Origin of the sequence: Phenylobacterium sp. J367 (genome assembly GCF_024699985.1) — a bacterium.
GTDB lineage: Bacteria > Pseudomonadota > Alphaproteobacteria > Caulobacterales > Caulobacteraceae > Phenylobacterium.
The window spans coordinates 3,443,332-3,460,992 of record NZ_JAJONA010000001.1; the positions used below are offsets into that span (position 1 = coordinate 3,443,332).

The 17,661-nt window shown below is 64.0% G+C and carries 11 protein-coding genes and 4 pseudogenes; 3 read left to right on the forward strand and 12 right to left on the reverse strand.

The features are described 5' to 3' along the window. Nucleotides 1-24: 24 nt before the first annotated feature. The 8 genes and pseudogenes from LRS04_RS18400 to LRS04_RS18440 all read right to left on the reverse strand — a co-directional run bounded on the left by LRS04_RS18400 (nucleotide 25) and on the right by LRS04_RS18440 (nucleotide 9,138). Nucleotides 25-615, reverse strand: a complete 591-nt coding sequence (locus LRS04_RS18400) for a LacI family DNA-binding transcriptional regulator (RefSeq protein WP_257817574.1) — start codon at nucleotides 613-615, stop codon at nucleotides 25-27. Nucleotides 616-717: 102 nt separating this feature from the next. Then, nucleotides 718-1,751, reverse strand: a pseudogene (gene glk / locus LRS04_RS18405) (glucokinase). A 23-nt stretch (nucleotides 1,752-1,774) separates the two neighbouring features. After that, on the reverse strand, nucleotides 1,775-3,013 hold the full coding sequence (locus LRS04_RS18415) for a sugar MFS transporter (RefSeq protein WP_257817576.1): 1,239 nt from the start codon (nucleotides 3,011-3,013) through the stop codon (nucleotides 1,775-1,777). Nucleotides 3,014-3,247: 234 nt separating this feature from the next. Continuing rightward, nucleotides 3,248-4,081, reverse strand: a complete 834-nt coding sequence (locus LRS04_RS18420) for a sulfatase-like hydrolase/transferase (protein WP_257817577.1) — start codon at nucleotides 4,079-4,081, stop codon at nucleotides 3,248-3,250. Then, on the reverse strand, nucleotides 4,027-5,028 hold the full coding sequence (locus LRS04_RS18425; protein WP_308238178.1) for a sulfatase-like hydrolase/transferase: 1,002 nt from the start codon (nucleotides 5,026-5,028) through the stop codon (nucleotides 4,027-4,029). Before LRS04_RS18425 ends, LRS04_RS18420 begins: the two co-directional genes overlap by 55 nt. Before the next feature lie 3 nt (nucleotides 5,029-5,031). After that, nucleotides 5,032-5,556: a carboxylesterase family protein gene (locus tag LRS04_RS18430; protein ID WP_308238392.1), complete on the reverse strand. Its 525-nt coding sequence runs from the start codon at nucleotides 5,554-5,556 to the stop codon at nucleotides 5,032-5,034. Nucleotides 5,557-5,565: 9 nt separating this feature from the next. Further along, a pseudogene (locus LRS04_RS18435) lies at nucleotides 5,566-6,615 on the reverse strand (carboxylesterase/lipase family protein); the annotation flags it as partial. 60 nt (nucleotides 6,616-6,675) lie between these two features. Beyond that, nucleotides 6,676-9,138 carry a TonB-dependent receptor gene (locus LRS04_RS18440; protein WP_257817578.1) on the reverse strand — a complete coding sequence of 821 codons (2,463 nt, stop codon included), beginning with the start codon at nucleotides 9,136-9,138 and terminating at the stop codon, nucleotides 6,676-6,678. A 260-nt stretch (nucleotides 9,139-9,398) separates the two neighbouring features. Here LRS04_RS18440 and LRS04_RS18445 point away from each other — a divergent pair. Together LRS04_RS18445 and LRS04_RS28280 are read left to right on the forward strand one after the other, a co-directional pair. Continuing rightward, nucleotides 9,399-9,634 (forward strand): annotated as a pseudogene (locus LRS04_RS18445) (transposase); the annotation flags it as partial. Between the two features lie 101 nt (nucleotides 9,635-9,735). Next, nucleotides 9,736-10,038, forward strand: coding sequence for a hypothetical protein (locus LRS04_RS28280; protein WP_374577254.1), 303 nt, complete (start codon nucleotides 9,736-9,738; stop codon nucleotides 10,036-10,038). On the opposite strand, the pseudogene LRS04_RS18450 reads toward LRS04_RS28280, so the two are convergent. Continuing rightward, a pseudogene (locus tag LRS04_RS18450) lies at nucleotides 9,941-10,725 on the reverse strand (IS3 family transposase); the annotation flags it as partial. The gene LRS04_RS28280 and the pseudogene LRS04_RS18450 overlap by 98 nt on opposite strands. 387 nt (nucleotides 10,726-11,112) lie before the next feature. Between LRS04_RS18450 and LRS04_RS18455 the strand changes: the two are divergent. Further along, nucleotides 11,113-12,003, forward strand: a complete 891-nt coding sequence (locus LRS04_RS18455) for an aldose 1-epimerase (RefSeq protein ID WP_257819184.1) — start codon at nucleotides 11,113-11,115, stop codon at nucleotides 12,001-12,003. Nucleotides 12,004-12,020: 17 nt separating this feature from the next. Here the strand turns inward: LRS04_RS18455 and LRS04_RS18460 are convergent, their stop codons facing one another. From LRS04_RS18460 to LRS04_RS18475, 3 genes are all read right to left on the reverse strand, one after another. Further along, nucleotides 12,021-13,895, reverse strand: coding sequence for a sulfatase-like hydrolase/transferase (locus LRS04_RS18460; RefSeq protein ID WP_257817579.1), 1,875 nt, complete (start codon nucleotides 13,893-13,895; stop codon nucleotides 12,021-12,023). A gap of 740 nt (nucleotides 13,896-14,635) precedes the next feature. Continuing rightward, complete coding sequence (locus LRS04_RS18465; protein WP_374576604.1) at nucleotides 14,636-15,418, reverse strand: tyrosine-type recombinase/integrase; 783 nt, start codon at nucleotides 15,416-15,418, stop codon at nucleotides 14,636-14,638. A gap of 958 nt (nucleotides 15,419-16,376) precedes the next feature. Further along, nucleotides 16,377-17,492 carry a beta-ketoacyl-ACP synthase III gene (locus LRS04_RS18475; RefSeq protein ID WP_257817581.1) on the reverse strand — a complete coding sequence of 372 codons (1,116 nt, stop codon included), beginning with the start codon at nucleotides 17,490-17,492 and terminating at the stop codon, nucleotides 16,377-16,379. Nucleotides 17,493-17,661: the final 169 nt, after the last annotated feature.

Genomic DNA, 17,661 nt, shown 5'->3' on the forward strand with positions numbered 1-17,661 from the left:
TAACCCTGTGCCACGAGCTTTGCGTCAGAATCGCACGCCCGCCGCCGTCAGCGCCTCGCGATAGCCGTCGAGCCGCTTCGCAGCGGCAGAATGCTCAGGGTGTCCCCGGATGATGCCGATCCGCCGGTGCCCGAGCGACAGCAGATGCGCGGTCACCGAGCGGCCCGCGCCCTGTTCGTCCATGAAGATGCGGATGTCATTCCCGGGAACGGCGCCCGCGATGCGTGCGACGCGGACGTTCTGTCGCTTGAGCGCGGCAACCAAGTCGGCGTTGTCGGACAGCGGTGGCGTCAAGATGATCCCGTCGGGGGCGAGCATTACCATCAGCCGGTGGATGACGTCGCTCGACGTCTCCGACCTGCTGTTGATGGGTTCGACGACGAGGTGACAGCCGAGCTCCCGGCAGCGCCGCGCCGCGCCAGCTTGCACCGCGAAGACGTAGGCTGGGTTGGGGTTGTCATAGAGATAGGCGATCAGGAAGGACCGCTTGCCCGCCAGGCGGCGGGCCGCCTGGTTTGGCAGATAATTGAGGGCCGCTGCCGCCCCCTGAACGCGCTTGCGAAGCTCCTCGCGGACGTGAGGCTCATTATTCAAGACCCGCGAGACAGTCTTCATCGAAACCCCCGCGTGTCTCGCAACGTCTTCGATGGTCGCCAATTCAGTGCCTTACTCATGTCTGGGCCCCGCGGTGCGAAGCCTCACCATCACGGGATCACTCTAAACCGGGCGATCGTTCCGACAACCCAGTGCCCGGGCGTTCACCGGACGACAAGCTCCGGCGTCGGCGGGCTTGGCAGTCACCGGTGCGAGGGTGGCGGCGCCGATCAGGGCGGCATGAGGATAGACGATCACGTCGGACCGAATCTGGGCCGTATAGGCGCTGAAGCGTCCCTTGTCTTCAAAACGGCGACGGAATCCGCCGGACTGCAGGAGGGAGACCATGCGCGGCGCGATGCCGCCGGCGAGGAACACCCCGCCTCGGGCGCCGAAGGCGAGCGCGAAATCCCCGGCGACGGAGCCGTAGACCTCGCAGAACCGCTCAAGGGTCTCGGCGCAGACCGCGTCGCCCGTCAGGCCCCGACTCACGATGTCGTGGGCCTTGAGCCGCGTCTCGTCGCGGCCATGGACGCGCGCCAGCGCCCAGTGAAGGTCCCCGATGCCGCCGCCCGACAGGATTCTCTCGACGGAGACGCGCCCGTATCGACCGGTGAGGACCTTCAGGATCTCGATTTCAAGATCGTTGCAGGGTGCGAATGCCGCGTGCCCGCCCTCGCTCACCACAGTCATGGAGCAGCCATCGCAGCGTGCGAGGGCGCTCACGCCGAACCCGGTGCCGGCCCCGACAATGGCGATGTTCTCGCCCGGGCTTCGCTCCAGGTCAGGACCGATCCCGGCTACATCGTCCTGAACAAGGACCGGGCAGGCCGCCGCGAGCGCCGTGTAGTCATTGATCAGCCTCGCGGTTTGGAAGCCGGCGGCGCGCAGACGTTCTTCCGACAGTCGCCAGGCTCCGTTCGTGGTTGACGCCTCCCCCCTCTAACCGGACCAGCAATCGCTATAACGGCGGAAGAGGGCCGCAGCAAACCCGTCGTCTCGAAATACCGGTCGATGGCCTCTTCGGGGCTCGCGAATTCCGCGCAGACCAGGCTCAACGGTTGGCGGAGTTCTGCCCTCGCGCCGGCGGGGTCGGCGACCGCGAAGCGCGCGTTCGTGCCGCCGATGTCGCCGACGAGACACTGGTTGGAAGTCAAAGTGTGTATCTCCCGAAGTGTGGCTATCTGGGCCGCGCGTCGAGCTTGCCGGTGGAGGCAAGCAGGCCGAAGGCGGCAATCCCTAGATAGCAGGCGGCGGGCGCCAGAAGCGCCAGCGCCAGACCTGCGTGGTCCGCCAGGCTACCGGTCAGCACCGGCACGACGGCGCCGCCCACGATGGCCATGCACAGAAGTCCGGAGCCTTGCGGGGTATCGGCTTGTAGACCTTCGATCGCGAGGCTGAAGATCGTCGGAAACATGATCGAGTTGCAAAGGCCGACCGCGATGATGCTCCCCGCCGCCAGCCACCCTGACGAGGCGCTGGAGGCGACGACGAGCGCCACCGCGCCCAAGGCGCAGGCCATCAGCACTCGGCCGGCCGGCACGCGCAGCATCAGACCGGAACCGATCGCGCGCCCCACCATCGCCCCGCCCCAGTAGAAGGCGACGAGGCGCCCGGCGGCCTCTGCGGTGGCGCCAAGAGTGCGCGGCTCCATTAGATAGTTGATCATCAGGCTGCCGATCGAGACCTCGGCGCCTACGTAAAGGAAGATCGACAGGACCCCCCAGGCCAGCCGCGGCCGCTTGGTTAGGAGGGAGAACGACGACAGCCGGGTTTCATTGGGTGCGGCGCTGGGGACCGCGGGCGAGTTGCGGAGCACCCAGATCGTCGCGGCGAGCACAACGAGCAGGGCGGCGATGCCCAGGAAGGGCAACTGCACCTGGTGGGCGTGCGCGGCGCGAACGGCGACCAGCGCGTCTGCTGACATGCTCGCTGGATCGGGCGTCTCGACTCCGCCGCGCAGGATCAGCGCCGCGCCGACGAAGGGACCGACAAAGGTGCCGAAGGAGTTGAACGCCTGGGCGAGGTTTAGCCGGCTGTGCGACGTTTCCGTCGAGCCCAGGTTCGCGATCAGCGGATTTGCCGCCACCTGCAGGGTGGTGATCCCGCAGGCCATGATGAACAGGGCGGCCAGGAAGCCGCCATAGAGGCCAGCCTGTGCGGCGGGCGCGAACATCAGGCAGCCGCCCGCCATGACCACCAAGCCGGTGACGATCGCCCGCAGGTAGCCGATGCGCGCCAGCAACATGCCCGCGGGGACCGAGACGAGCAGGTAGGCTATGAAGAAGGCGAACTGCGTCAGCATGGCCTCCGCGTAGCTAAGGGCAAAGAGCCCCTTTAGCTTCGGGATCAAGGTGTCGATGAGGACCGTGGCGAAGCCCCACGCGAAGAACAGAGTGACGACGGCGGGGACGAGCACGCCAGCGCCCGGACCGGTCCCGCCGCTTGTTGCCGGCGGTCGCAGCGGCGTGCCTACCATGACTGTGTTCCTCTCCGACGCTTGCAGCGCCAAGGTTGAAGCTGGGTTCAATGTTTCGACCGTACGGAGCCCTCGACAGCGTTGTCAATCTGCTCTGTCAGCAGATCACAGTCATCCTGGAGAGCAGTTGCTGGCAGAGAAGGGCGGAACGGCCTTAGATGTCGAAGCATGACGCTACTGGCGTCGATGAACTCCTGACGGCTCCGCGAAGTGGTCCTCGATGCGGTTCGCGCGATAAAGACTTTCGACCGGCTCCGTCAACGGCGGGTCGCTGAAACGCTGCGCTTCTGCCCACCAAAGCTGTTGAAGCTCGCGCAACTTTTCCGGGTATCTGGCCGACACGTCGACAGCTTCGGAGAAGTCCGCCTCGGTATCATAGAGCTCCCACTGATCCCGGCTGAAATCGGTATTGATCCGGTGAACGGCGACCGCTCGCCACTTTCCCGACCGGATTGCCCGGTTGCCGCGCAACTCGAAGAACTGCAACGGCCGGGTGGCTGCGGTTGGTGAAGCCCAGGTCGGAAGAATCGAGCGCCCAGCCACCGGAATCTGCTTGTTGCCGTCGATCACATCCCGAAATTTCGTTCCCGCCGCTTCAAGAATGGTGGGCGCGATGTCGATAGTGTCCACAGGTTGCTGGCGAACCGCACCCGCGGCTTTGATCCGGTCGGCCCACGTTATGATGAGCGGGGTTCGCACGCCGCCAGCATACGGCCACAATTTGTACCGTCGAAACGGAGTGACACCGGCCATTGCCCACGGCCGTTGGTAAAGCGAATGTGTTTTCGGGCCCCCCAATTTTTCCAGGTTCGCGGCCATCTCGGCAATTGGGGTCGAGTCGCTGTAATGTTCCCAAAACGCCCCGTTGGCGCCGCCTTCAGAGGCCGCGCCGTTGTCCGAAAGTAGAACGAATAGGGTATTGTCGTACTCTCCGGTTTGCTTGAGAAAGTCGATCAGACGACCGATCTGCTCGTCGGCATGCGTGAGGAACCCGGCGTAGGTTTCCATGAACCGGGTAAACACGCGATGATGCTCGGTATCAAGCGTGCTCCATGCCACGTCGCCGGCATTGCGTGGCGGCAGAATGGTGGTGGCCGGGATAATCCCCAGCCGTTTCTGCCGCGCGAACCGCTCCTCGCGCAGGGCATCCCACCCCTGTCATAGATTCCGCGGTAGGCATCGATATATGACCGCGGTACCTGGATCGGCGAGTGCGCCGCGCCGTACGCGAGATAGAGGAAGCGCGGCGCCGTAGGCCGCGCAGCCCGGCCGGCCCGCCAGCGCTCGATCGCGCGATCGGTGATGTCGATGGAAAAGTGATAGCTCTGAGCGGTCGGCGCGGGCAGGCGGGCGTTGTTCTCGATCAGCAGCGGCTTGTACTGGTCGGTCCACCCCTTGAGAAACCCGTAGAAATAATCGAAGCCGCGCTGCAACGGCCACGAACGCCGATTTTGACCGGGAGCCTCGTCGTAGTCTGGTGCGAGATGCCATTTCCCGATTGCATCGGTCCCATAGCCGACATGCCTTAGCGCTTGCGCCAGCGTCTCGGCATTGGTCGGCATCTCTCCCTTGCTCGCGCTCTTATCGTCGGAATCTGGTTCCCTTAGCTTGGAAGCAAGATCCTCCATCCGTACCGTTTGATTGTTGCGCCCGGTCAGCAAGGAAGCACGCGTCGCAGAGCAGATCGCGCGTGAGTCGAAGCGGTTGTATCGGATGCCGGCGACAGCCAGAGCGTCGATGTTCGGCGTTCTGATTTCCGAACCAAAGGCGCCGAGATCGGCAAAGCCGACATCGTCAAGCACAATCACGACTACATTGGGCCGGTTCGCCGGCGGGTTCGCCGCAGCAGCCGCACTGACTCTTGAGATAGGCATTAAGGTCGCCACCGCGCCCGTTGTGGCGCCCACCAGCTGCCGCAGGAAGCGGCGGCGTCCTACTGGCTCCCGTTGGGGCATGAGCTATTCCTTCGCCATGCTCGCGATCAGATCAAGCCTCTCCCGTCGCGGGTCAGGCTTTGCCACCGCCTCGCCCTCCTCCGCGAAGTCCATCAAGATGTCGGTTTTCCGATCGTAACGGGGCCATTGCGGAAGTCCCGAGCCATTGGGGTCGCCCGTCTTGGCGAAATTCGCCCAATAACGGTTCATGATCTTGGCCATCGCTTCATCGCGGGCCGTGGTGGCCTCGCCATAGCGGTAGCGAACGGTGTCCATCACATATGGGATGTCGGAAGCGTGGGGAGCGCCCTTCATTTTGTCGCGAAGGCTTTCCGCCACGTAGGAGAAGCGGAAGTGCCATGCCGGAAGTCCCTGATCGCTGAACAGCGCCGCCACGTAGCGGCTCGGCTCCACCATCGCCATGTCGCCTCCGACCGCTGCCGCTACGCTTACATCGTCGGCCGTTCCGGTCGGATCGTAAGCGCGGCGCGCGGCGGCCGCTCGGGGCCCGAACATTGCGAACAAACGTTCCTTCGATCCCGAGAGCATTCCGATATCGGCGCTGGTCGCACCGATGATCAACGGCACGCGCTCTTGAGCACCACGTCGATAGCTTTGATCGGGCGAGGCGATCACGATCTTGCCGTCGATGGATGGGCCGCCATAAGTGGCCCTGTGCTCCATCATCGTCCTCATGTTGAGGCCGGCGTTCACCTGTTGGTCGGGGAGCGCGCGCAGCGCGCGCAGCGCCTCCGGCCCCTCGCCTTCAATGCCATTCGACCGTGCGAACGCTACGCCGACGGTCTCGAGGGACGGGACCTGGCCGCTATCCTGGCGGACGTGCCGTGTTCCCATCAGGTCACCTCGGCCTCCGCCCGACTGTACGATGGCTCCGGCGAACAGGCCCTTCGCGAGAGGGGAGGTGAGCAGCATCTGAACCGACCAGCCGCCTGCTGACTCGCCAAAGATCGTGACGCGCTTCGGATCGCCGCCAAACGCCGCAATATTGTCCCGGACCCAATGGAGCGCAGCAATCTGGTCCATGTAACCATAATTGCCGAGCAGCCCGTCATCTTCGTTCGCGGCAGTCAGTGCGGGATGGGCGAAGAAACCAAACCTGCCCACTCTGTAGGCGATGCCCACCATGATCACGCCATGCTGAGCGAAACTGTCGCCACGGAATACGGCTGGCGAGGCACCCCCCATTTACAAAGCCGCCACCATGAATCCAGACCATTACCGGCAAACCACCGCCTGCCCGGCGCCCGCCGGGCGCCAGACGTTCAGATAAAGGCAATCCTCCGACAACGAGGGCGCGCCTAAGGGCGCAGCGATTCCAGGCACCGGGGTCTGCATACAGTCAGGGGCATATCCGGTCGCTGGCCGCAGCCCAGACCACGGGCGGACGGGTTGGGGAGCGCGCCAGCGCAAGGAACCCGCGGGCGGCGCAGCGAAAGGTACGCCCTTAAAACTCTCGACGCCGTTCTCGCTTGCACCGGCGAGAACGCCAGCGGAAATTCTGACCTGTGGGGCCTTCTCTGCCCGTGCTGCCGGCGCCATGAACACGAAAGCAAGGGCCGCGGTGACCAGCACCATCTTCTTGCGCATTGATTTCACTCCCGCTCGGATCGGCACATCCGCAAGCCTGGATGTCACGGCCCGGCATTCTCAAAACCGAAGACTAAGTGTTGCACCCGCATAGCGTTGGGAATCCTTGGCGTAGCTGGCTTGCAGATCGAAGGGCTGGGTCGTCGACTGCAGGATGGCGGCATGGGCGAGGCCCGTGTAATAGTTTGTATTGAACAGGTTCCGAACGAACACTGACACAGTGTATCGCTCGCTGGCATCGCTGAACCCTGCGGTTAAATCCACTATGGCATAGGATTTCTGCTTCAGCAATGGATCCTGGTTTACCGCAAAGAGCGATGAACTTTGGAAATTTATGCTCGCTTGAGCAAAAGCCCTAAAGGTTGAGCCGAACTCGGCTTCATAGCGCGGCTGAATACTCACGCGGTACTTGGGGGCAACTGGAAGTTGCCCGCCGCGAACATCGACGATCGGAGGTGAGGTCGTCACCACGCCGTTGGTTGTTATACGGCGTCGGTAGCATGAATTGATTGGAAAGTTAGCCGTGAGGATCGGTGCCGCCGCCTGCTGCTGAAGGGCGCACTGGAGGCCATCGACATCGATGGTCGCATCTGTGTAGGAAAAACTCATTGCTATGGACAGGGTGTCGGACGGCCTCATGGTCGACTCGATTTCGAAGCCCTGCGTCCGGGACTTTCCGGCATTGATCTGCTGGACTGTGAAAACGCCGGTAACCGGGTCGCTGATGACGGTCTGGGTCTGCAGATCCTTGTAGTCCGATCGGAAGAGCGCGGCGTTTAGATCGAAGACGCCGCTTGCATGCCGCCACTTGGCACCGAGCTCGTAGGCGTCGACATGCTCCGGGTTCAGACCGGGATTGTTGGTGAAGATCGTTGTGGCCCCCAGATCGAGGGCAAATGCCTTGTAGCCGCGCGTGTAGCTAAAATATGTTTGCAAGTTTCGGTCGATTTCGTAGCGCAGCCCTGCCTTACCAGTCACCGCGGTGCCGTCGCGCTCGCTGATCCCCTCGTTAACAGTGGTCCCAGGGAACAGCACGTCACCGGTCATCAAAGGCCCGAATTGGCTGCCCTCGACCCTCTGCTTCTCATATTGGCCGCGAAGTCCCCCAAGTACGTGCAGTCCGCCCCAGATCCGATAGTCGGCTTGCCCGAAGATCGAGGCGCTTTCGCTGTCGAACTGCGCGTCGAAGCCGCCGCTTTGGTTGACGATCGTGCCGGTGCAAGGCTGCCCGACAACGCCGGCCGAGCAGGTCTGCCGGCGGCGGACCAGATTGCGGTGCAGATCGAGCTTGCTGAGGAAGATGCCCGCGACATAGGTCAGATCGCCGCCGCCATTGGATGCGATCCGGACCTCCTCGGTGTACGATTTTTGCTTTTGACGGGCCGGCTGGAAGTTCCACGACGCAAAGGCGGCCGCACCCACGAACGGAGTCGGATCGCTCACGATCTGGTCCTGTTCGAGTTGATTGAGTTCCTGGTAGCCCTGGAAGGCCGTGATTGATGTGATGGTCACGGGTCCAATATCCCAGTCCGCTTGGAGCGAGATCTGCGTCAGATCTGTCTTCACGTAGCTCAAATTGTCGTTGTTGTTCGTATGATTGTCAGATGAGGTAACTACTAGCGGACGGAGAATTTGGGCCAGAACTGGATTCTCGACCCGCACAAATGGCGTGGCACAGCAATTCGCATCGTACTCGCGCACTTCGGCGCTGAGCAGAAAGTTCAGCGAAGACGTCGGGTCCCACTCAAGCTTGCCGCGCAAGCCCCAGCTTTCAAAGCCACCCTGGTAGCTGTCGGTCTTGATGTTATAGAGATGACCGCCCACATTGTTGTAGTAGCCGGACAGCCTGCCGCGCAGGCCCTCTGCAATCGATCCTGTCAGTGTGCCCTTAACCCGATACTCTTGCCGCTCGGCGATGGTCGCTTCCACATGGCCGCCGAATTCGTTGGCAGGCCGGGCGGTGACGATATTGATCACTCCAGCGGTGGCGTTCTTGCCGAATAATGTGCCTTGAGGACCCCGCAGCACCTCTACGCGTTCGATGTCGAGCAGGTCGGCGAAGCCTGAGCTGGCCCGCGGCGCCACGACGCCATCGACGACCACTGAAACAGACGGCTCCACGCCTTGTCCGAAAAGCGAGGTGCCAACGCCACGAATTCGGAAGCTGCTGTTGTTTGGAGCACCGCCTTGTTGATAGGTAAGCGCGGGGACAGCGCGGGTTAGCGACTGCGAATCGTTGATCTGCTGGCTGGCTAACCTCTCACCAGTGACTACCGAAACCGCGACCGGCACATCGATCAGGCGCTCCGTTCGCTTCTGCGCCGTGACGACAATCTCCCCGACCGAATGATCGACCAGGCTGGCAGCGACAGAAGGCGCCGGTGCGATGCCACGTGAGTCTGATGTCGGCGCCGGCTGCTTATCCTGCGTCGTCGAAGAAGTCGTCTGCGCCATCGCCGGCAGGCTTCCCATGGAAGCCGCCAAAGCCGCGAAGCTGACGATCTTAACACGAACTTTTTCCATTCCGCCCCCCTTTCAACCGTTCGCCTCGGCACTAACAAAGCAGCTTCGTTAGCAGAGACCCTCCCGCTGCGATTGTTTTGACAGCGTTGTCTAAACTTTCCTCGATAATTCGGGTGTGGTCAAGCTGCTTGACCTGCGCGCCTTCCTGCTCCCTCCACTTGAGCTAGGTCCTGTTGACGAAGTGGATTCCCAAATCAGGTAATCGCTGATTCAAGGCCGCTCTTTGGGGAGGGCGGCTGTGCTTCGTGGTTCGTGGCCTGATGTCCGACGAGGAGTGGGCGTTCTTCGCGCCGTTCGTAATCGAGAGCGGCCCCCGGCGCGGTCGGAGACCGCGTAACCACCGTCTGGTGCTGGACGGGGTTCTGGATCGCGCGGACGGGCTCGCCCTCGCGGGATCTGCACGACCACTTCGGCAAGTGGAGCTCGGTCTACCGCCAGTTCCGGCGCTGGACGCTGGCCGGCTTGGGACGCGCTGCTGGCGGCCCTCAACGACAGCGGCTAGAGCATCGTGCTTGAAACGGGAAGCGAGAGGATTCCCTGATGTGCCGAAGCGTGATTCACCATGGCTGGAGGTGGATCATGGGCAAGCCGTACTCGATGGATCTGCGGGAGCGGATCGTGGCGCATGTGTCGGCCGGCGGGAGCCGTCGGGGCGCGGCGCGGCAGTTCGGGGTGAGCGACAGCTGTTCGGTGAAGCTGCTGGCGCGGGTGGAGCGGACGGGGTCGGCGGCGCCGGCGCGGCAGGGTCGGCCGACGGGCGGCGGCAAGCTGGCGGGGCACCTGGACTTCCTGATCGCCAGCGTGGAGCGCCACGCCGGGCGATCAGGGCGTCCAGCTCGCGGGCCATGCGATGGCCGCCGATCGAGGTGTCGACCACCAGCGCCAGGGCTTCGCGGGTGAAGTCGTCGACGATGCACAGGATCCGGAAGCGCCGGCCCCACGACAGGGTGTCGGCGACGAAGTCCAGGCTCCAGCGCTGGTTGGGTCCGTCCGGCAGCGTCATGGGCGCCCGCGTGCCGGTCGCGCGCTTGCGGCCGCGCCGCCGGCGCACCGCCAGACCCTCCTCGCGGTAGAGCCGGAAGAGCTTCTTCTTGTTCATGCTGACGCCCTCACGCTGCAGCAGGATGCCCAGCCGCCGGTAGCCGAAGCGGCGACGCTCCGCCGCCAGGCCCCGCAGCCGCTCGCGCACGTCCGCATCGCCCGGCTCAGCCACGCGGCGCACCGTCTTGGGATCGACCTGGACCAGCCCGCAGGCGCGCCGCTGCGAGAAGCCGCGCTCCGCCATCAGGCGAAGCACGGCCTCCCGACGCGATGCGGGCCCGATCAGTTTTTTCCCAGAAGATCCTTCAAGGCCGAGACGTCCAGCATCGACTCCGCCAGCAGCTTCTTCAGCCGCCGGTTCTCGTCCTCCAGCGCCTTCAGCTTCTGGGCATCCGACACGTTCATGCCGCTGTACTTGGCCTTCCAGCGGTAGAAGGTCTGCTCGCTGATCCCGTGCCGTCGGCAAACTTCCGCCGTCGGGCTCCCCGCCTCCTGCTCCCGCAGCACGCCGATGATCTGCGCCTCGTTGAACCTGCTCTTCTTCACGTCCGTCTCCTCTGGTGACGGACTCTCACTCAAACCGCGGGATCAGGAAGGGGGCAGGTCACGACGTCGCGCACTCCCACGCTCATCGAGCGGAAATGACCTACCGTAGCGATCCGCGCTCTGGTCGTGGCGGATGATGGTTGCCACGTCAGTGGACGCTACGGAGGAGATCACGACATGCATTGACAGCGTTGTCGCAAATCGTGCCGCGCAGTAGTCTGCTCGACGATCGCGAATGCGCCCTGTCTTTGTGGAGAGCCGCTCCATGACCCTTGAGACCCGAAACGGGCGTCAGTTTCCGCTCACCCGGCGTCGGCTGCTTGCTGTGGCGCCGCTCCTCGCCGCGGCGGGGCCCCCACCGCCGGTGCACTCTTTCGCTTCGGCGACATTGCGCGCCGCCGTCGCCCCAACGAGGGGGCCGAGCTTACGAGCCTGCAGATCCGCCGTCATGGCCGATGGCTTGAGCTTCTCTACCGCGGCGGGGACTTTACCCCCACCACTGACTTTGAGGGCCGCGCGCCGATCCTCTGGCCAGCTACGGGGCGCAACTTCATCTCTGCGATGAGCGAGGAGTTCGGCTGGACTTGGCAAGGCCGGACCTACCCTATGCCGATCCACGGCTTCGCCAGAGCGCAGGCATGGCGGGTCGCCCGTCGCACGCCCGCCTCGGTGGGCCTTGTTCTCAAAGACACCGCTGAAATCCGCCGATACTACCCGTTCGGATTCATCTTCAGCGCCGATTACGTCGCCCAAGGCGAATCGCTCACGCTGCGCCAGCGTATCGTCGCGGACAGAACCAACACTGCCCCGATGCCTTTCTCAATTGGCAATCATATTGCCTTCCGTGTCCCCCTCTTGCCGGGTGGAAGCGCGTCCTCTGTGCTGGTGGAAACCCCAGCCACACGCCAGATTATTACCGACTCGCAAGGACGCCCCACGGGCGAAGTCCGCCCCTTCGGGAAGCCAGGCGCCGTACCGCTCGGAACCCTGGCCCCGCGCACAGCATATTCGATGGGCGGCTATCGCTCCGGCGATATCTGGGCGAGACTCCGCGACGCGGGCGGCCTCACGATTACGGTTCGGCACACTCCCGACCGTCTTCCTGACGGAGAGCCCGTGTTGTTCAACCTGTGGGGAGATCCGGGCGCCGGGTTCTTCAGCCCCGAGCCCTGGGTGGGCAAGCAGAACTCGCTGGCGAGCGGCGACGGCCTGATCCGACTAGAGCCGGGAAGCGCCTACATCTGGACGATCGCTGTCGAAGTGACGGAGACGGCCTGACATCACCATCAAGCCCGTTAAAGGCGCAGCCGCACCTGCCTCGACGAGAGGTTGGCCAAAGTTGAGGTGTCAAATATCGGGGTGCTGGGCGTGTAATGCCCGTTCAGCTTGAGTTTCAGGTACCGCGCGCTATTCTTCAGGTATTCGTCGCCCGTAGCGGCTGCTCTCTCAGCCGCCGGAAGTGCGGGACGAGCCGCGGCGCCCAATCGTTGCAGCGCGTTGATCGCCTGCAGTTTCACCCGGCGCGAACGGTCGTTGTCGAGAACACGAGCCAGGAGCGCCACCGCCTCGGCGGGATGGCCCGCCTGACCGAGCGCCTCGGCCAGTACCACCTTCACCTGCGGAGACGTCTCGGAGCGGAGCCGAGCACGAACTGCGCCGAGCGCCGGAGCCGCGCCACGCCCAAGCATCAGGAGTCCCATGGCTGCCCAGTAGCGCACCGCCTCGTTGTCGTGCCCAAGATCTCGCCGCAGCGCCATCAGATTGGCGGCGTTGCGGCCGCAGGCGAGCGCGGCCAGCGCCATCAGCCTCGGCAGCGGATAGGCGGAGTTCGCCCCGCGTCCAGCGATCTGCGCCTCAAGGGAAGAATCCTCTGGGATGAAGCCGTTGTCATTGATTTTGAGCATCTGGCTATCGAGCGCCCGCCGGAGCTCCCGCAGCTTAGCTTGCCCAGCGGGCGCTGCGGCCAGGTTATTGATCTCGGCCGGATCCGTCCGCAGATCGTACAGCTCCTCAAACGGTCGCGGCTGAAAGAACCGCTCTTGCTCCGGCATGAGCCGCCCGGCGAGGTGCTCCGCCTCAAAGGACTGATAGCCCTTCGCTAACCACGCATAGGCCTGCTGCTGTCCCGCCGGTAGGTGGGGCATGTAATTGCGGATGTAGCGCCAGCGGCCGTCTGTGACCGTGCGGACCATGTCGTAGCGCTCATCCATCCGATTACGCATGCTGAAGGCATAGCGCTGCGGGGTCGGGGCAACCGTCCCGAAGAGGGGCGTCCCGTGCATCTGCGGCGGCTTCGGCTGGCCAGCGAGGGCGAGCACCGTCGGCGGCAGATCGATCAAGCTAACGGGGCTCTCGACAACCGAACCCGGGCGGCCCGGCGCCAAGTGCGCCCACTTGGGCGGAAGGTAGGCGATCAGCGCACAGCGAACGCCTTCGTCGTAGCAGTAGCGCTTCGAGCGCGGCAGCACGCCCCCGTTATCTGAGTAGTAGAAGACGATGGTGTCGTCGGTGAGACCGGCCTGGTCGAGTTCCGCGAGCTTCGCGCCGAGCTCGCCGTCCATCTTCTCTATCAGGTTGTAGTAAGTGGCGAAATCGCGCCGGATTTCAAGGGTGTCCGGCAGATAGGCTGGGACCTTGATGTCCTCCGGTTTCACCCTGCCTTCGAAGGTGCGGAACACCTCCGACTCATGGGTCGTCATGTGGTTGAAGACGCTGAAGAACGGCTGCCCCGCCGACCGGTTGCGCCAGTGCGCGTCGTTACTGGATTCGTTCCAGACCCGAGAGGGATCCACGTCGCAATTGTAGTCTGTTTTCGAATTGTTGGTGCAGTAGTAGCCCGCCTCCCGCATGAACTGTGGCGTCGTCCTCCAGCCATCGGGAAGGCGTGCCTGGGCGCGCATATGGTTGGCCGGAGCACAACTCTCCGCATAGGCGCCGGTGATCAGCCCGAAGCGAGACGGAGCACACACGGGAGCGGCGCTGTAGACGTTGCGGTAGAGTATCCCGCGACGGGCGAGCCCATCCAGCGTCGGCGTGTGGGCCAGTTTGTCCCCGTAGGCGCCGATGTAGGGGTTGTTGTCCTCACTGACGAGCCAGAGAATGTTGGGCCGATCGCCCGGCGCCGCCGCGCGACCTGATCCTGAGGCTGCCGAAGCCACGCTGGCCGCCAACATGGTCCGTCTAGAAAATCTCGCCATCTGGTCTCAGTCCAACTCTCTCGTCCGCCTCTCAGCCTGCCGCGCCATCATCGCGGACCGACCTGGCGAATGTTCGGCTGATGGTGTTGGCTCCGAAGGGATTTATCGGAACGCAACCGGGATAGAGGCCTGGATGGGTAAGCGTGACATTGCAGACGATTTGGCCGCCTGGGCCAGCCACTGCGTCAAGGCCAGCGAATAGTCGTCCAAAGCGTTGTGAACTGTGGAGACCTTTGGTCGCCGCCGGAGCGCGCATAGGAGAGCTCCCACTCGAACTCTTTTGGGAGTTTGGCTGCTGCTCCGCAGCTTGGGTAGAGCCAGCGGAAACTGCCAACGTGGCCACTCCGAGCAGAAGTGAACCCCGCAGGGTGCATCTTATTGAAAGCATGTGTCCTCCCCGATATGCGGTTGACAACTTCTGAAGCCCACGTCCTCCGCTCCGTCGCCATGGACTCTATTTTTGACAACGCTGTCGGAACTCTCGCGCGCTAGCACCGTGTGGTCAAGATGCTTGTCACACCCCGCGTCCGGCACATCGCTTTTGGGTCGCTCCCAGGTAGTCCGCTATTTGTCGCAGCGGCGCTGAACTCGGCGCGGCTTCATCCCGCGAGGGTTGACAGTCCTGTCGGGCCAAGAACGCCCTCGGGCGCGCCCGTCGAGAAAAGGGTTGAGACAGTGCGGCGTCGGAGCCCGACGCCCACCGGACGGTCCATCTAGGACTTGCGGCTGCGAGCCTTGCCGCTGGGCTCGGCCGTCCTGGCCCTCGCCCGTGGGGTTCGTACAACCCTGGCGCTGTCGGCTTCGGCCTCGCCGAGGGCCCCGCCGGGGTCCCACCCGCCCATGCCCTGGAGCACCAAGTCGGCGTGCTTGACCGTGTTCACGTGGCCATAGTGCTCCTCGATCATCTTGACCGATGTCCCCATCTGCTCGGCCAGGAAATACACGTCCACGCCTTCGGCGAGCCGGAAGGTCGCATAGGTATGTCGGAAGCAATAGGTGGAGCGAGGGACGCCAGAGGCGCCCTCGCGCAACTTGGCCTTGATCAGGAGGTGTTCGATCATGGCTTGATAGAGAGACTTGGCCGGCTCGCCGGTGATGGTGGTGAACACCCGATCCTCGGGCCGAAACTCGACCCCTGGCGCCTCTCGTTCTTCGGCCTCTGCCGCTTGGCGCCGATATTCACGGGTGGCCTCGCGGATGCGCTCGAAGTAGTCGCCGACGCTCTTAGGCGCGACCAGCTTGCGCGACTTGCCCTTGCCCTGGACGAACAGGATGACCAGCTCGCGGCCCTCCCGATCCTTGCCGGTGGTGATGTCGCGCCAGCGCAGGTTCTTGGCCTCGGACGGGCGCATCCCTGTGTTGCACATGATCAGGATGAAGTTGTAGGCGACCGTTCGATACCAGGTGCTGGACGGCCGGATCGCGTCCTTCACCCATGACCGCGCCACGGTGTGGAGGTGGCGGTATTCCTCCAGGGTGAACTCGTCCCGCCGCATGGTCTTCAGCTTGGGGCGATCCTCGAACCGCTGGCTGGCGGGGGGCGTACCGCTTCTTGATCGCGTAGTTCATCACCGCCCCGAAGATCGACATCTCGAAGCGGATGGTGGAGTCGCTGATGAAAGCCACGGTGCGGGCCTTGGCCGGCGCGGGGGCGACGGGCCGGAGCTTGGTGAAGCCGCGCTTCGCCATCGCCCTGGCGCGTGAAGCGGCGTCACGGGCGTCCAGCTCCGCCGCCTCCTCGGCCGAGACTTCGCGCACGCCGTTGCGCAGGTTGCGGCCGGCGCCGTTCTCTCGGCGCCAAGCGGGGTAGCCCGCCCAAAGCTCGTCGCCGATCCGATGCACCTGAACCGAGCCGACGTAATCCTCCAGCGCGCCCTCGATCACGGCCTTGAGCTTCTTCGGTCGCTCCTTGCTGATCTCGCCGCGCTTGGCGCGCGCCTCCTGGGTGGCCAGGTACTCCTTCGCCACGGCGCGGAAAGGGTGATTGAAGACCGGGATGTCGCTCTCAAGGCGGACGCGGACCTTGATCTCCTGTTCGGTGGCGAGATGGCGGGCCACGCCGATGTCGCTGGTCTTGAGGGATACGGTCTTGTAGCGGTCAGCTTTGGGGAGCTTGACGCGGCAGTACCAGTTGCGATGGTCCACGTCGGCTCGGCGGAAGATGATGAGGCCGGGCTTGATCTCTTCCTTGTCGGTCACGAACGCCATGGGAAAACCCTCACGCTGTGCAGGTTCCGTGCAGATCGCGGCGCTAAGTCATTGATTCGCCGTGTGTGTGCAGGGCTTGTGCGTGATGAATCTATCCAAAATGGTGTGGGAAAACAATATATTAATGAATATCTATCATCCCGGCGAAAGCCGGGATCCATGCTGAGTCGGGGGCAGGAACCGACGCCCTGCGTTCAGCGCGCGGCCGCTTGGGTCCCGGCCTTCGCCGGGATGAGCGGATGGGGGTCAGCGCTTCCGGACGAACACGGTCCCGGCCGAATAGCCCGCGCCGAAGGAGCAGATCAGGCCCAGGTCGCCCCGCTGGAAGTCGGCGTTGTGCTTGTGGAAGGCGATCACCGAACCGGCCGAGGAGGTGTTGGCGTACTCGTCGAGGATGATCACGTTCTCGCCCGGCGCCGGGGCGCGGCCCAGGACCCGGCGGCCGATCATCTCGTTCATATTGATGTTCGCCTGGTGCAGCCACAGGCGCTTCAGCTTCGTGGGGTCGAGGCCGAGGGCACCCGCGTGCTCGACGATCATCTCCGAGACCATCGGCACGACCTCGCGGAACACCTTGCGGCCCTCCTGCACGAACAGCTTGTCCGGCTTGCCGACGCCGTCCGGATCCGCGCGGTTGAGGAAGCCGAAGTTGTTGCGGATGTTGTTGGAGAACTGGGTCTTCAGCCGCGTGCCGAGGATCTCCCAGCCGCCGACCGCCTGGTCCGACGCCTCGACGATCACGGCCGTGGCCACGTCGCCGAAGATGAAGTGGCTGTCGCGGTCGCGGAAGTTCAGGTGGCCCGAGCAGATCTCCGGATTGACCACCAGCACCGCCTTGGCCGAGCGCGAGGCGATGAAGTCGGCCGCGGTCTTGATCCCGAAGGTCGCCGAGGAGCAGGCGACGTTCATGTCGAAGGCGAAGCCCTCGATGCCCAGCGCGTTCTGCACCTCGATGGCCATGGCGGGATAGGCGCGCTGCATGTTCGAGGCGGCGCAGATCACCGCGCCGATCTCCGAGGCCGGCTTGTCCCAGGACACCAGGGCGTCCATGGCCGCCTCGACGGCCATCTCGGCCAGGATCGAGATCTGGTCGTTGGGCCGCTCGGGCAGGATCGGCCGCATCAGGTCGGGATCGAGCAGACCCGTCTTGTCCATCACGAACCGGCTCTTGATGCCGGACGCCTTCTCGATGAACTCGGCGGACGAGGCCGTCAGCGGCTCCATCTCGCCGGCCTTGATGGCCTTGGCGTTCCGCGCGTTCTCCCGCTCCACCCAGGTGTTGAAGGTCTCCACCAGCTCGGCGTTCGAGAGGCTGTTGGGCGGGGTGTAGAGGCCGGTGGCGGCGATGACGGCGTCAGGCAAGCGGGCCTCCACGAAGACGAAGCGGGCTTGATAGCACGATGGAGCGGGGCGTCAGCGTCCATTGTGGCCTGAGGGACACACTCCGTTGGCCGCCATAGTCAAGCCGTAGAACCTCCATGGCGATGCCGGAGTTGGGACCCCACTTGCGAACTAAGGGCTGTTCGACCCT